The following is a 15,253-nucleotide window of genomic DNA, read 5'->3' on the forward strand; positions in this document are numbered from 1 at the left end:
TTCACAGGAGAGGCCCGCTTCATACAGCATTTTTTATTGCCGTATCAAGGAACCAGATAGCGTCTAATAAGGTTGATTGTCAAACTGAATTTTTCAGAAAAGCCTGTAATGTCGCGGGAAAAGATCGTGCCGCTTGCAGCGGCATTATCCGTCCGGTAAAGGAGGCCTTTTAACGCGTCAGGCGCTGGTAAAGCGATGTGGCTCTCCAGTGAAAGGTGTTCTCCAGCGTGACGTGCAGAACCGCTATTTCTCTCCCCGACAAGATGAACCCCTAACAGGCTCATTCTTCGGGGAAAGCTCGTCGCAGGGCGGGGAGAGCACGACGCTATCAAAAGCAGGCAGATTACCGCGCCTGTCAGCCTAACGGATTGAGCTTTTCTGGCCAGGCGACGGCGGGAATGCCGTTAAGCCTGGGCCGGGCGAAAAGAAATCCCTGGAAGTTAAAGATGCCGGCGGACTCCAGCCACATCCACTCCTCCGGCTTCTCAACGCCCTCGGCAATCACCGAGATTTCAAGCGCCGAGCAGCATTTCAGGATCGCCTGCAAAATCGCCTGTTTCGGGCCGCTCTTATGCACGTCAGAAATCAGGCTACGGTCGATTTTAATCGTATCTGGCTGGATCCTGGCGAGCAGCAGCAACCCGGCTGAACCGGCGCCAAAGTCATCGATTGCCAGACTCATGCCCGCTGATTTCAACTGCCTGATGGCCGTTTCGAACTCATCAATGCGGGAAATTACTTCGTTTTCCGTCACTTCCACCACGATCTGCTCAGGAACCAGGCCATTTGCATGGATCTCCTGAAGCAGAAATTCCACGGCATTGGGCACCATCACCAGCGACATCGGCAACAGGTTAATCGAGAGCGTCAGCCCTTCCATCCCTAAATTTTTTGCCATGGCAAAGGCGAGCTTTTTGGCTTTCAGGTCCGCTTCGTAAATATCTTCCTGGGGTAGCTGAGCAAAATATTCATGGGGCGAGCCGCCCTCTGGCGTGCGGATCAGCGCTTCAAGCGAGACGATCTCTAACGCCAGCGGATCGATAATCGGCTGAAAAGCAAAGCTGAACGCTTCCTGACGGGCAAGCGCCGGACCTCCGTCAATTTCCCTGCTGGTGTCGGGAATAAAATCCCAGGAGCCATCAAGCGGAATTTCAAAATAGTTTTCACGTTCTTTTGACTCAACAAAAGAGCGGAGAAACTGCAGCGCTCTGTCATCGTAAGTCAGCTGATATTTTGAGGTCCCTTTATCCAGCACGGCTTCAAGCACGGAGGGGCGATCGTATTTAGTTAAATCGAAAAGCTCCATACCGGCATTGCCGAAGCGTCGGGCAGGCGCGTAGTCCCGCATCAGCTGGACGACATTATGGTGCCGCTTGTCTTCGCAAATGCGATCGTAAATCTGGCTGACGGCCTCTTCCGGACCTTCGAGCAACTGAAAAAAGTGGGTGCCGTTAAAAAGCAATATGCCCGTTACGCCAAGCAGCTCATTGAATTTATTTGCTTTGTTAACCAGTTCTTTCAGGGATTTCATCGGTACGTCATCATAAAGATGACTGCGGTAGATGAGTGTTGACAACATATCGTTTTCCAGGCGCTCCGCTTTCAGGCCATATACATTACCAGAAGTTTCTGTAATTTTGTGGGTCTTTGCTAATGCTGACGGCAGCGTTAACCGGCCACAGACATTTTGGCGAAATGTAATATCACGGGCAGCCCGGCGTGTACATTTTTTCTGCGGCTAAAGCCGGTAATTTACGCTTTTTTTGCCGCTGCTATTCAGCCAGGTCAGTGAAAAGAGGAGGGCAGAAGCGCTCTGTTGTAGCGAACAGGGGAGCACAGGCGTGCCAGTAGCGCAGGTGGTGCCGGCGGGGTAAAAGCGAACGCTACTCTGTCTGGGGGATTTTGCAGTAAAGAGGTGAGAAAAAGGCTGACTCGCTTAATAAGCGAGTCAGCCTTTATCGAATTTCAGCGGATTATTTCAGAACCTGAAGGCGCTTCACATCGATCTCAACGCTGTTCCAGTCCTTGTCAACTTCACCTTCGATGCGCACCTTATCCGTTGGCGTGGCGCTTTGCCCCAGCCAGCGCTTGTCATCAATATCAACAGTGATAACGCCAGTGCTGTCGCGAAACTCATAAAGCTCATGGCCAAGCTGTCTGACAACGTTGCCTTCAAGCACTACCCAGGCGTCATCCCGTAGCGTTTTAGCCTGGGCAACAGAGGAGAGGCCGGGCGTGGGGCCTTTAAAACCGCTTTGCGTGGTAGTTGTATTATCCGGAGCAACAAAGCCTGTCTGAGCGAAGGCGCCGAGTGAAAGCGTGCCAAGAACAATGGCAATTAACGTGTTTTTCATGACTTATTTCCTTGTAGTCATCTGATGGTGGATACACAGAGTATCAGGGAGATCTTAACAAATCCTTAAGGCCGCATTAAAAGTGCGGTTTTTGGCGAGGATATACAACAGGGCGGAGCCGGCGTTGATAAACCAACAGGCTAAAAAGATTGCGTCAGGCGGCTTTTCAGGAAAAGAACAAACGCTGCACGGCGAGGGAGAAGAGTGACTGCCGGGACGCAATAGTCTGGATCCAGAGATTACCGGATCCAGACCGACTAGCCGGAAACCTGGCGGGGAAGCTGAAGCCTAAACGTTGGTGAAAATATAGTGTTCCGGCGCTTTTTCCGTCAGAACATAATCGCCGCTGACACGATCCTCTCCCGTAAAGCTGAAACGCTGCCCATCCGGCAGAGCATCAAAGGAGGCCGCGCTTTGATCGTTAACGGGAATGGCTAAGGTTTTATCCACTTTATCAGCAGTGGTGGTTTCGCTGAATTCAGCGTCGAATGCGAGTCCGTTATAGGTTACCTGGTACGTCTTCATTAATCATTCTCCTGAGCCTGTTAAAAGTTATCCAGTTAAGTATATGACGCTATTCTTAAAACAGGAGGCCGCTATGTGTGGACGTTTTACTCAATACAGAACGCGTGAAACCTATCTGGACGAACTGCCCGGCGATATACAGCGCACGATAGTTTACGATCCCGAGCCGACAGGCCGCTATAACATTGCGCCCGGCAGCCGGGTACTGCTTCTCAATCAGCGGGAGGACACACTCTGTCTCGATCCGGTGTACTGGGGATATGGGCCGGAATGGTGGAACAAACCGCCGCTGATCAACGCCAGAGTGGAAACGGCGGCGACCGGACGTATGTTCAAGCCGCTCTGGCAACATGGACGCGCTGTGGTAATGGCGGATGGCTGGTATGAGTGGAAGCGGGTCGGTAATAAGAAACAGCCTTATTTTATCTATCCTGCCTCCGGCAAACCGATCTTTTTTGCCGCCATTGGCAAAGCGCCCTATCACCAGGCGTCAGGTAAAGAAGGCTTTGTTATCGTTACGGCGGCCAGCGAGAAAGGCCTGGTGGATATTCACGATCGCCGGCCTCTGGTCCTTCGCGCCGACGCCATTCCGGACTGGCTTAACCCCGCCACCCACCCCGGGCAGGCTCAGGAAATTGCCCACGACGCTTCTCTGCCGGCAGAGGCGTTCAGCTGGCACCCCGTGTCGGTAAGCGTCGGCAGTGTGAAAAATCAGGGCGCGGCGCTTATCGACGAAGCAGATCGGCCGCTGGGGTGAGCCGTCACCGGAAGTCCGTCAGAACCTGGCAGGGTAAAGCAGGTCAGAAGAATCCATTGCCAGATTCTTCTGCCAAAGCGGTTTTTATCCGTTAAGCTTAAAAATCATCACTATGGAAAAGTGCGAAACATATGCTCTGGCTGTATAACACTCTGATCGTCCTGTTTACCATTGTTGTCATGGAAATTGTGGCCGCGCTTGCCCACAAATATATTATGCATAGCTGGGGATGGGGTTGGCACCATTCCCATCATGAACCGCATGAGGGCGGCTTTGAGCTGAACGATCTCTATGCGGTGGTCTTTGCCGCCCTGGCGATTGGCCTGATCTATCTGGGATCGGTAGGCTACTGGCCGCTGCAGTGGATTGGTGCCGGGATGACAGCTTACGGCGCGCTCTATTTTATCGTTCATGATGGGCTGGTGCATCAGCGCTGGCCTTTTCGCTATATCCCACGAAAAGGCTACCTGAAGCGGCTTTATATGGCCCACCGGATGCACCATGCGGTCAGAGGTAAGGAGGGCTGCGTCTCTTTTGGTTTCCTCTACGCGCCGCCACTGACCAAACTACAACAGACGCTCCGCCAGCGGCACGGTAAACCAGTTAGCGGGGACGCTGCCACAACCCGGCAGGACGCGGAGACGCCGGCACAAGACGGGAAGTAACGGCCAGCCCTGCGCCAGCGATCAGCAGCCCCAGCTTTTCCGCTTTGCTGGTGCCCTGGCGGCGATCCCAGGCCCCTTCACCCGCACGGCGTACCTTAACGCCGATTTCCCGATAGACGCCGCGCGCGGTGGCAATCGCCCAGGCTGACCGCAGCGGCAGGCCCGCCAGCCCGGCGCGGGCCGAGGCGTAGTAAGGTTCCGCTTCGGCAACCAGCCTTGCAGCCAGCCTGGCCAGTGCGGCGCGGTGAGTGGGATGAGCATAGTTCTGTAAGCTCAGCCCCTCAGCGGCAAGCCAGTCAGCGGGCAGATAACAGCGTCCCGCCTGGGCATCCTCAACGATATCGCGGGCGATATTGGTCAGCTGAAATGCCAGCCCCAGATCGCAGGCGCGATCCAGCACCGCCTCATCCCGTACGCCCATCACCTGGGCCATCATCAGCCCCACCACGCCCGCCACGTGATAGCAATAGCGCAGGGTATCGTCAAAGGTCAGATAATGTTCATCGCGAACGTCCATGGCATAGCCTTCAAGATGATCGAATGCCACCCGTTCAGGAATAGCGCTGGCGAGGGCAACCTCCTGGAACGCCGCAAAGGCGGGTTGTTCCATCGTGACGCCCTGAAAGGCCTGGTGCGTCAGGCTGCGCAGCCGTTCCAGACGTTCATCAGGCGTCCCTTCAGCTGCGGGCGCGGTAAAGCCCATCTCCTGACCATCAATCACATCGTCGCAGTGCCTGCACCAGGCGTAAAGCATCAGCGCCCCGCGCCGTGTTCTGGCATCAAACAGTTTGGCGGCGGTGGCGAAGCTTTTTGACCCAACCGCGATGGTTTGCGTGGCGTGCTCAAGCAGGGGCTGATTCATGGCGCCAGATCCTCAAGCATCAGGCCGGCGGTCGCTTTTGCGGAACCAATCACGCCAGGCACCCCAGCGCCCGGATGCGTGCCAGCACCGACCAGGTAGAGATTCGCAATCTGGCTGTCACGATTGTGGGGACGGAACCAGGCGCTCTGGGTCAGGATCGGCTCGACCGAAAACGCCGACCCCTGATGTGCGCCTAACTCGTCGCGGAAATCAAAAGGCGTAAAGATGCGGTGGGTGACAAGCTGCTCACGCAGGCCGGGCATATAGTGCTTCTCCAGATACTCAAAAATGCGATCGCGCAGACGCGGCCCCTCTTTTTCCCAGTCGAGATCGGCGGTGCCAAGATGCGGGACAGGCGCCAGCACGTAATAGCTGCCACAGCCTTCGGGCGCAAGGGAGGGATCGGTGACGCAGGGAGCATGAAGATAAAGTGAGAAATCGTCTGCCAGCGTATCGCGGTTAAAAATATCGTTGATCAGCTCCTTATAGCGCGGGCCGAAGCAGACCGTATGGTGGGCCAACTGACTGTGATGATGATTCAGGCCAAAATAGATAACGAACAGGGAGTTGCTCATGCGCTTGCGCTTGAGCGACGCGGCACGTGAGCGGCCACGGGGATGCCCGGCGAGCAGCTTCTCGTAGGTGTGTACCACGTCAGCGTTTGAGGCGACGGCAGGCGTTTCGAAGCGGCGACCGTCGGCCAGCGTGACGGCAGAAATTTTGTCACCCTGGGTTTCCATCTGGCTGACGTGAGCATTAAGCGCCATTTCGCCGCCCAGATCCTCAAAAAGTTTCACCATGCCCGCGACCAGCGCGCCCGTGCCGCCGCGCGGGAACCAGACGCCCCATTCCCGCTCCAGCGCGTGGATCAGCGTGTAAATCGAGGAGGTGCTGAACGGGTTGCCGCCAACCAGCAGGGAGTGGAAGGAAAACGCCTGGCGAAGATGCTCCTCTTCGATAAAGGATGACACCATGCTGTAAACGCTGCGCCAGGCCTGAAGGCGCGCCAGCTGAGGGCCGGCACGCAGCATATCGCGAAACGACAGAAAGGGGACGGTGCCCAGCTTCAGATAGCCCTCTTTAAACACGGCACGGGAATAGTCGAGGAAACGCTGATAGCCTTCAACGTCGCGCGGATTGAAGCGGGCGATCTGCGCTTCAAGGGCGGGCTGATCGTTGTCATAATCCAGTACCTTGCCCGATTCCCAGCAGAGCCGGTAAAACGGCTTCACCGGCATCAGCTCCACGTAATCTTCCAGCCGTTTACCCGCTAAGGTGAACAGCTCTTCTATCGCTGTCGGATCGGTGATCACGGTCGGACCGGCGTCAAAAGTGAAGCCCCGATCCTGGTAAACGTAGGCGCGGCCGCCGGGCTTATCACGCCCTTCAAGCAGCAGCGTGGGAATGCCGGAGGCCTGAAGCCGGATAGCTAATGCCAGTCCGCCGAAACCGGCGCCAATTACAATCGTTCTGTTCATTAATAGGCTCGCAGCCGGGGAGTGTGCTTGAGCACGGCCCGCAGAGCTTCGCCAACCGGAACCGGTGGCTTGCCTGTGAGGATCCGTGCCATATCTTTTAGCGTCGGATGCCCGGCGTAAAACCGGGCAATCAGCCCGTCATCAAGACGGTAAAAACGTTGCATAACCCGCCAGCGTCGGGCGGGCGGGCCAGCCAGAAACAGCATACGGTTAAGCAGCCGGAAGAAACGCTGCCGCTGCCACTGTTGCAGGGCGAACTGCCGGATAACGCCAGCAAGCGCCGCATGATCGTGCAGAGGCTCAGCGGCAATCCGATCGGCCAGCGCCGCGGCCAGCGGCAGTGAATAGCCGGTGGTGGGATGAAAAAGGCCGGCACGCATGCCGCTGCACGGCTGGCCCTCTCTCTGCTGCCAGTATGCCTGAGGCGCACCCGCCAGCGTGATCGGCAGATTACCCTGTTCTTCACGAAGTAACGTTTTCAGCCCCATCCCTTTGCTGGCGGCATAGGCGGCAATCCGCTCGCGTGCATCGCTGATATTCAGCGCCGCACTGTCGATATAGTGAGTATCCTCAATCAGTACGCGATCGGCGGTAAGCGGCAGCGTATAGACGAAGCGATAACCTTCAAGCTGATCGACCGTGGCATCCATCAGAATGGGGCGGGTCAGGCCGTGTGGACGATGCAGCTGCCACTCCTGGCCAAGAAAAGACTGAAACCCCGCCTGGAGATGCGGGCTGGGCTGGTAGCCTCGCCCATCGATGACCGCTCGTGCCGTGTGGACTTCGCCACCCGCCAGCGTGATCCGATCGGGAGCAAGTGAAACCACCTCGGCATCCGGCTGAAAATGCAGGCCGGGCAGGTTGCGGATAACCTGCGCAAACTGCGTGGAAGTAACCGTCAGATAGCCTCCTTCCAGCGTGCGGGTAAACTCAGGAAACTGCACGTCATAACCGTCCCAGCGGTGCGCCACCAGAGGCGCAATCCAGTGATGCTGTTCTGGCGTCAGATCGTGCTGATGGAATGACCAGGTATGGTTGCCGCCGGGCTGTGGGCCATTTTCAGGCATCAGGATCTTGAGCGAAGGCTGACGCTCAAGCAGACGAAGGGCGATCAGGCCATTCGCCAGGCCACCGCCGGCCAGGATTAAATCCCACTGTTTCACCACGCCCCCCCGGCCAGTGCCTGCGTGGTCGAGCCCATCGCCTGTTCAACAATCTCTGCCGCTCTGGCGGTACCGCCCGCTTTTTTTAGCTGCGGCTGTAGCGCATCCAGCCGCAGCCGGTAGCTTCCATCCTCAAGCAGCACGCTGAGGTTCTTCGCCATGGTGTCACTGCTGCAAAAACGCGATACCCGACGGCCAATGCCGCGCCAGACCACCCGGGCCGCCACGCCAGGCTGATCGAAGGCGATGGGCACGGTCAGGATGGGCGTCAGGCTCGCTATCGCGTCCGCGACGGTATTCAGCCCGCCGTGGGTGATCACCACCTGCGCCTGCTTCAGAACGGCAGGCTGATCGGCGAAATCGGTCACCCAGGTCGCACCGCTGGCTTTTAAGGCGTCGCACTGAGTGGCGCTGAGGCCGCCGCAGTGGGCGATAAGCAGCTGTACGCCCAGCGAATGGCAGGCGCGGGCGATGGTTCTGAACAGGCGGAAGCGATGGCCCTGCAGGGTACCAAGCGAGGCGAAGACAAAAGGGGCGTCAGGCGAAACCGGCCAGCTTTCGCCGCTGGCGGCCGGGGCTGGACGAAGCGGGCCGACCGCATGATATCCCACCGGCAGGGCGCGGCGGGGAAAGTCAAGGGCGGGCAGGGTCTGGCTGATCTGTGCCAGTGGCGACAGGCATTCATGCAGGCCTTGTCTGGCAGAGAGGCCGAAAGCCCGCGCATGACGGTTAATCACCCGGTTGTGCCGGCGCATCATCCAGTCATAGATGCGCTGGCTGGTGGCATAGCGTTTCAGCGCCCGTTCGCCGGTGGCGTAATCAAAAGGCATTACCGGCAGCGGCAGGCCCGGCTCCCGGTTGACCGGCAGCGCGCAGGCCACCGAAACGAAAGGCAGCCCCAGCGCCTCAGCGACCAGCGCGCCGGCTGGCTCCATCTGATCGACAATCAGCCCATCGACATGCAGTTTTTCCAGCGCGGCGGGCAGCGTTTTACAGAGCATATCGGTATTACGCGCCATATCCTCGATCAGGCTGAGTACCGAGAGGCCGCCCGGGCTGGCGGCCAGACTCAGCGTGCGGGCAAGCGTACCCGGCGGGTGCGTGGTTTCGCCAACGGGCAGGAAGTCGATATGCGGATCGCTCAGTAGCGTGCGGGCTTCAACCTGTTGAATAAATGTGAGGCGGTGACCGCGCGCCATCAGTTCCTGCGCCAGCGCCTGAAGCGCGCGCTGGTGGCTGAAAAGCGGTGGAGCGATAACGGCGTAATGACTCATGTCTCACTTCCCGTATAGCGCAGGGGAGCGTCGCGCAGCGTGAGGAAACTGGCGCTGCCGGTACAGAAGCAGGCCGTTCTCAGCTGATCGATGATGATCTGGAAACGTGCCATTACCGCCTCGCCGGAGATGCTGGCGCTGGGCAGAATGGCGGCAGCCAGCCCGACCAGATCGGCACCCAGCGCGATCGCTTTCGCCACATCAATGCCGTCGGCGATGCCGCCAGAAGCGATCAGGGGAATATCCGGCAGGACCTGGCGGATCTCCCGCAGCGCGACCGAAGTGGGGATTCCCCAGTCGGCAAAGGCCATGGCGACGGCACGCGCATGAGCGCTGGCGGCACGCTCACCCTCCACCGCCGCCCAGCTGGTGCCGCCCGCGCCCGCCACGTCCAGCATGGCGATGCCAGCCGCGGCCAGGCGCTGCGCCACAACCGGCGACAGCCCCGCGCCAACTTCTTTGACCACCACGGGAACGTCCAGATCGCTGGCCAGACGGGCGAGCGCCTCCGTAATGCCAAGCCAGTTACGATCGCCGCCGGTCTGCAGCACTTCCTGCAGCGGATTCAGATGCACAATCAGCGCATCGGCCCCGATCATGTCGACGGCCCGCCGGGCATAGTCGAGTCCGTGCGGCTGGGCAATCTGCGCCGCGCCCAGATTTGCCAGCAGCGGAATATCAGGGGCGATGTCGCGCAGCTGGCTGTTCAGGCCAAAATCAACGTCGCTCTCCAGCGCCACGCGCTGCGATCCGACGCCCATCGCCAGGCCGAGCGCCTGCGCGGCGGCGGCCAGATGGCGGTTAATCTCCTCTGCGCGCTGCGCGCCGCCCGTCATAGAACTGATCACCAGCGGCGCACTCATCCGGCGGCCAAAAAGCGAGGTGCTCAGATCGACAGCGTCATAGTCCAACTCGGGCAGGGCGCAGTGGTCAAAGCGCCACGAGGCGAAACCCGTACGCACCTTACTGACGGCCTGCGCTGGATTTAACACAATATCAAGGTGATCGTTTTTTCGCTGAATCAGATCCGCGTCCTTCATTGGCTCTCCACCGGGTCACTCATTATTAAAAAAGCCTCAGCCGAACGCGGCAAGCTGCTGCTCGAACCAGCTATGCATGAAATGCCGGGTCGCCAGACCCTTATCGCACACATAGGCGAAGTGTCTGTCGGCGCTGTTCAGATGGTCACGCAGACGCTGATGGACGACCTCGGCGCCCAGCAGGGCGACCAGTGTCGATTTTCCCTCGTCCTGGTGCGGATCTTTGCCTGTTCCAGCGTGACTGTCAGCAAGATCGTCTAAAAGCTGGAAAGCTTGCCCCAAATCCTGAGCAAAGTAGCGCAGCTTCTGGCGCACTAACGGCGAAGCGTCGGCGGCAAGGGCGGCCATTTGCAGCGTGGCATCAAACAGCATGCTGGTCTTAAGATCGTTGGTTCTGGCGATTGCCGTCGGGCTGCGCATATCGCCACCTTCGTTTAAATCCTGAAACTGCCCCTGAACAAGCCCCTGCAGGCCGACCGCCGAGGAGAGCTGCGTTACCGCCTGCGCCCGGCAGTCGGCGGGCAGTCCCTCCGCAGAAGCGATAATACCGAAGGCGTTACTGAGCAGCGCCACGGCCGCCAGTATCGCCACATCCTGACCATACTGGCGGTGGATAGTTGGCCTGCCGCGTCGCAGCGTGGCGTTATCCATACAGGGAATGTCGTCCAGGATCAGCGAGGCGGAGTGCACCATCTCCACAGCGCAGGCCAGATCGAGCAGGCCCGGATGAGATTTATCACAGCCCAGGTCGTGGGCAGCAAGGAGGAGCAGCAAAGGACGAATACGCTTGCCGGGTGCCAGCGTGCCTTCACGCATAGCGGCACTGACCCGGTCGCGTTCGCCACCTGGCGGCAGAAGGCGGTCGAGGCGGCTGTTCAGCGCGTCGCGCAGGGCCAGCAGTTCCGTTTCCTGATTCAGGGATTTTTCTGCATTGACGGTCATGGTCACTCTTACTGGTTACGCTGGTGCTGTTTAAATGGTCATAACCGGAGGCGCTCATAGTCCGGGCCTGCTTGCTGTTCAGCAATCGGATGAGGAGCAGGAGGGCATCCGGTTAAGGTGCGACAAATGGCCACATGACCTGTTATATAAGGCCGCTATGGATAAGACTAGATGATTATCAAGAAATTGCGCTCGCTCCCGGCGAGAAAATGATGGGGAGATTTGCTGATGGCAGCCGCTTTCCCGCCTGAAGCGGGCCGCTTATCACGTCAGTAAGGATGAGAGCAGCGCAACGACTTCACGCACTTCCGCTGGCGACAGCGCACCGTCCCTGGCAAAACGCACTTTCCCCTCTTTATCCAGCACGATAACCGCCGAGCCTTCCTCTTTCAGCTGCCAGGCTTTGCGCGCCGATCCCTGGTCGTCGATGATAAATTGCGTCCAGGGAGACTCTTTTTTACTGCTCTTCAGGCTGGCGCGCACAAACATGGCGCTGCCGGGAACGGCATCGTCGGTGTTGACTATCAGCGTGGTCTGGTAGCGATCAGCCGGGAGACGTAACCCGGCCAGCGCCTGCGTCAGCGGTTCATTCTGCTCTTTGGCAGTCATTCGTCCGGCAAGGTGCAGCACAACGCGAACTTTCCCTGGCAGATGCGCGCTGTTCCACGGCAGATAGCTGAACTCCGCCTGCTGATAGGTCAGCTCACCGTTAGCTGCGATGCCGACAGGCGGCACGGGTTTGCCGTTCACAAGGTTATGCGCGGAGGCACAGGAGATCGCAAAAAAGGTGAGGATAAAGAGGGTAAGGCGAACGGGCATGGTGTTCTCCGGAAGGCGGCACGCGGTGCCGCCATAAAAGTCCCTGTGCGATCAGGCCTGTTTGGGCTGGCCGTTTGAGGCCGTAATCCCTCCGTCGACAGGCAGGTTGACGCCGGTAATATAGCGGGCATCGTCACTGGCAATAAAGGCGATCGCATCGGCGATATCCTCAGGCTGCCCGGCGCGGTTCAGCGGGATACGCTCATAAAATTTGTTCAGCAGGGCCTGATCCTCTTCCATATCTTTGGTCAGTTCGGTCAGGGTAAAGCCGGGACAGATAGCATTAACGCGCACGCCATCTTTGCCGTAATCCATCGCCAGCGCACGGGTGAAGTTGGTGACGGCACCCTTGGCGGCATTATAAACACTCATGCCCCAGTCGCCACCCATTCCGGAGACTGAGGAGATGTTCACGACGTTTCCCTGCGTCTTCAGCAGCGCGGGCATAAAGTAATGGACGCAGTGGAAGACGCCATCCAGATCGATTTTCATCATTTTTCGCCACGCATCCAGCTCAACCTCGTGGATGCGGCCCTGAACGATGATGCCCGCATTGTTGACCAGCACGTCAACGTGGCCATATTTCGCCACAACTTCCTCCGCCAGCGCTTTGACCTGATCGGCTTCGCCCACATCGCATGCGGCGATCAGATGGTCACCAGCGGAAAGGGTTGTCAGCGCTTTTTCAAGCTTCTCGCGGGTGCGGCCCACCAGCACCACGGACGCGCCCTCACGGGCAAAGCGCTGCGCGGTCGCCTCGCCAATGCCAGAACCTGCGCCTGTCACTATCACCACTTTCTGCGTAAAACGCGCCATGTTGACCTCCTGTTCGGGTTAATAGGTTGCAAAATCACTTTATAAACCTGGCAAACCCAACGGGAAGCGCAAGCGATCTGCTCTGTTCAGGCGTTATCTGCATAGCGTTTGCTGAAAAGATCGCCGGTGAGGCTGGTCAGGAATGTATACGTCTTTCAATGCTTCACACCCAGAAACGGCCAGAGAAAGGCGTCACCCTGGATTGGCCGATCGTCACGGATGCGGCTACTGTTTAGGAGCAAATACTCTTTTCTCCCAACCAATGCGACAGGGAACCGTCATGAAAAAAGTGCTGGGCACGTTTTTACCTCTCTATACCACCACGCTACTGATGCTACTGGGATCCGGTCTGCTGACGACCTATATTTCCCTGCGGCTTGCCAGCGAGCAGGTGAGCGGCGGAATGATCGGGGCGATTATTGCGGCTAACTATATTGGTCTGGTGATTGGCGGTAAGGTTGGGCACAACCTGATCGCCCGCGTCGGCCATATTCGCGCCTACGTCGCCTGCGCCGGGATCATCACCGCCTCAGTATTAGGCCATGGCCTGACTGACATTCTGCCGCTCTGGATTTTCCTGCGTATGATTATCGGGCTCTGCATGATGTGCCAGTATATGGTGCTGGAGAGCTGGCTTAACGATCAGGCGGAGGCGGGACAGCGAGGCCTGATTTTCGGCTTCTATATGGTGGCCACCTACCTGGGGCTGGCGGCAGGCCAGATTATACTGATGACCCAGATTGGCTCCGGTCCCAGCAGCCTGATTATTGTGGCGCTCTGCTTTGCGCTCTGCCTGGTGCCTATCGCCCTGACTACCCGGACCAAGGTGCAGCCGATGTCTCCCGCGCCGATGGAGCTGGGCTACTTTTTCACCACTATTCCCAAAATTTTATTTATGACGCTGGTGACCGGCATGGCGGTTGGCGCTTTTTATGGGCTGGCGCCGGTCTATACCAGCCAACTGGGCTTCACGACCCAGCAAACCGGTCTGTTTATGGGCATCACGATTTTTGCCGGTCTGATCTCGCAGTTTCCGCTGAGCTGGCTCTCTGACCGGGTGGATCGCCACCGTCTGCTGTTTATTACCGCCTTGCTCTATGCGCTGGCGGCGCTGCCGCTGACGTTACCCTCGCTGGTTAACGTCGCCTGGGTGATCGGTGCGGCCTTTATTGCCAGCATGATGCAGTTTTCGCTCTATCCGCTGGTGGTGGCGATGGCTAACGACAGCGTGGTTCCGGAACGTCGCGTGTCGCTCACCGCCTGTCTGCTGATGGCATTTGGCGTCGGGGCCTGTATCGGGCCGCTGGGCGTTGGCGCGGTTATGCAGCCGCTGGGCGGCAATATGCTTTACCTCTTCTTCTGCCTCTGCGGGCTGGTTATTGCCGGAATGAGCTGGTATCGCAGTACGACCCACCAGCAGAGCAGTGAGCCGCCGGTGCCGCACGTCCCGATGCCGGATACCATGGCCAGTTCGCCGCTGGCCGCCGCGCTGAATCCCACCAATACCGAAGAAGAGATCCAGGCTGCGATGATTAATACCGGCGATCTGGCTGAAGAGAATGCCGACAGCGCAGAGCCTGACGATCTGACTGAGTTTGATACGGCGCAGGCGGAACCGGCCGTTGATGCTGTGACGCCAGCTCCTGATGAACTGACCCGCGCTACAACCGCTGGCGCAGCGCCCGGCAGTCCGGGCGGGCGTACGCAGCCTGACGTCTTCGCTGAGACGGTTAGCGCGGATTCGCTGCCTGATAACGCTGCTGACCGGACAAAATCTGTTGAGCTGACTAAAGCCGTTCTGAGGCGGGATGGGGCTGATGAGCCGGTCCAGTCCACGGAAACGGGTAAAGAAGAGGAGAAGCCGGGACCAAACCTGACGAAACGCCAATAAAAAAGTGTAATTCTTCTTCGTCTCAAACATTTTCTGCAAGTCAGTCAAGGGCCTGCAGCGGTTGAAAACCTGATTAACGGGTAATTTTCGGGAGTACCTGGCTTGGTGATGGTCTTAAATTTCCGTTAAGTTCAGTAATTTTATTTTTTTGCATTCAGGAAATTCTGAAAAGTTGACCGCTCTTTGCGAATGTTTATACTAGCCCTAACTCAGTGAACAGTTCAGGGCAGCTTATGAAGGGTTGGTTATCTACCAGAGGCAAAGTTTGGTTGGCAATAATAGTCGGCTGTGTGCTTGTCTGGACAGTGATCCTTACGGTGATCTTTTGATAAGGCTAAGGCCTTAAGCGAATGGAGAAAACGTCCGTTACGACGGCTTGCCACGGGCTACGCTTGGCGTTTGCGGCAGCCTCAGTTTGCCGCTGGCAACCAATAAGAAAGGCTTACTTTCATTCGTAACATTCTGACATCTTTTCAGCCAGGCATTGCGGCTACTCTCGCTGCAACGGCGTGAATTTTTCTTCGGTGAGAGCAAAAGCGTTCCCGCTTTTTTTGAGCCGCTTCTGAGCGGTTTCCTGTTATCCCGCCACTACTGCTCAGGTTTTGCTGTTATGTAGTCGCTTTAACCCTCGAAGAATATAAACTTCTCCTCGCTGGCACCTCTGCTT

General features: G+C 57.8%; 14 protein-coding genes. 3 read left to right on the plus strand and 11 right to left on the minus strand.

Annotated features, from left to right (window positions below; genetic code table 11):
* Nucleotides 1-355: 355 nt before the first annotated feature.
* The 3 genes from EA20_RS0112600 to EA20_RS0112610 all read right to left on the minus strand — a co-directional run bounded on the left by EA20_RS0112600 (nt 356) and on the right by EA20_RS0112610 (nt 2,879).
* Nucleotides 356-1,579: a diguanylate phosphodiesterase gene (locus tag EA20_RS0112600; RefSeq protein ID WP_024967170.1), complete on the minus strand. Its 1,224-nt coding sequence runs from the start codon at nt 1,577-1,579 to the stop codon at nt 356-358.
* Between the two features lie 394 nt (nt 1,580-1,973).
* Nucleotides 1,974-2,354 (minus strand): YgiW/YdeI family stress tolerance OB fold protein, encoded by a 381-nt coding sequence (locus EA20_RS0112605; protein WP_024967171.1) that lies wholly within the window; start codon nt 2,352-2,354, stop codon nt 1,974-1,976.
* 288 nt (nt 2,355-2,642) lie between these two features.
* Nucleotides 2,643-2,879 (minus strand): hypothetical protein, encoded by a 237-nt coding sequence (locus EA20_RS0112610; protein ID WP_024967172.1) that lies wholly within the window; start codon nt 2,877-2,879, stop codon nt 2,643-2,645.
* 73 nt (nt 2,880-2,952) lie between these two features.
* On the opposite strand from EA20_RS0112610, the gene EA20_RS0112615 reads away from it, so the two are divergent.
* Complete coding sequence (locus tag EA20_RS0112615) at nt 2,953-3,636, plus strand: SOS response-associated peptidase family protein (protein WP_024967173.1); 684 nt, start codon at nt 2,953-2,955, stop codon at nt 3,634-3,636.
* 131 nt (nt 3,637-3,767) lie between these two features.
* A complete protein-coding gene (locus EA20_RS0112620; protein ID WP_024967174.1) occupies nt 3,768-4,301 on the plus strand; it encodes a sterol desaturase family protein in 534 nt (177 codons plus the stop codon).
* Here the strand turns inward: EA20_RS0112620 and crtB are convergent.
* From crtB to EA20_RS0112665, 8 genes are all read right to left on the minus strand, one after another.
* Nucleotides 4,240-5,163 carry a 15-cis-phytoene synthase CrtB gene (gene crtB / locus EA20_RS0112625; protein ID WP_024967175.1) on the minus strand — a complete coding sequence of 308 codons (924 nt, stop codon included), beginning with the start codon at nt 5,161-5,163 and terminating at the stop codon, nt 4,240-4,242. The two genes, EA20_RS0112620 and crtB, sit on opposite strands and share 62 nt — an antisense overlap.
* The gene (locus EA20_RS0112630; protein ID WP_024967176.1) at nt 5,160-6,641 is read right to left on the minus strand and encodes a phytoene desaturase; all 1,482 of its coding nucleotides are present in this window, start codon (nt 6,639-6,641) and stop codon (nt 5,160-5,162) included. Before EA20_RS0112630 ends, crtB begins: the two co-directional genes overlap by 4 nt.
* Nucleotides 6,641-7,807: a lycopene beta-cyclase CrtY gene (crtY, locus tag EA20_RS0112635; RefSeq protein ID WP_152540234.1), complete on the minus strand. Its 1,167-nt coding sequence runs from the start codon at nt 7,805-7,807 to the stop codon at nt 6,641-6,643. Before crtY ends, EA20_RS0112630 begins: the two co-directional genes overlap by 1 nt.
* Nucleotides 7,801-9,078 carry a glycosyltransferase gene (locus tag EA20_RS0112640; protein WP_024967178.1) on the minus strand — a complete coding sequence of 426 codons (1,278 nt, stop codon included), beginning with the start codon at nt 9,076-9,078 and terminating at the stop codon, nt 7,801-7,803. The genes crtY and EA20_RS0112640 overlap by 7 nt, the downstream gene beginning before the upstream one ends.
* Nucleotides 9,075-10,118, minus strand: coding sequence for a type 2 isopentenyl-diphosphate Delta-isomerase (gene fni, locus EA20_RS0112645; RefSeq protein ID WP_024967179.1), 1,044 nt, complete (start codon nt 10,116-10,118; stop codon nt 9,075-9,077). The genes EA20_RS0112640 and fni overlap by 4 nt, the downstream gene beginning before the upstream one ends.
* A gap of 36 nt (nt 10,119-10,154) precedes the next feature.
* Nucleotides 10,155-11,060, minus strand: a complete 906-nt coding sequence (locus tag EA20_RS0112650; protein ID WP_024967180.1) for a polyprenyl synthetase family protein — start codon at nt 11,058-11,060, stop codon at nt 10,155-10,157.
* A 264-nt stretch (nt 11,061-11,324) separates the two neighbouring features.
* Complete coding sequence (locus EA20_RS0112660) at nt 11,325-11,879, minus strand: YtfJ family protein (RefSeq protein WP_024967181.1); 555 nt, start codon at nt 11,877-11,879, stop codon at nt 11,325-11,327.
* Nucleotides 11,880-11,930: 51 nt separating this feature from the next.
* Nucleotides 11,931-12,695: an SDR family NAD(P)-dependent oxidoreductase gene (locus EA20_RS0112665; RefSeq protein WP_024967182.1), complete on the minus strand. Its 765-nt coding sequence runs from the start codon at nt 12,693-12,695 to the stop codon at nt 11,931-11,933.
* 280 nt (nt 12,696-12,975) lie between these two features.
* Here EA20_RS0112665 and EA20_RS19735 point away from each other — a divergent pair, with 280 nt between their 5' ends.
* Complete coding sequence (locus tag EA20_RS19735; RefSeq protein ID WP_024967183.1) at nt 12,976-14,586, plus strand: MFS transporter; 1,611 nt, start codon at nt 12,976-12,978, stop codon at nt 14,584-14,586.
* The last annotated feature ends 667 nt before the right edge of the window (nt 14,587-15,253 follow it).

Source organism: Pantoea sp. IMH (assembly GCF_000599885.1).
In the GTDB taxonomy this organism is placed as follows: Bacteria; Pseudomonadota; Gammaproteobacteria; order Enterobacterales; family Enterobacteriaceae; genus Erwinia.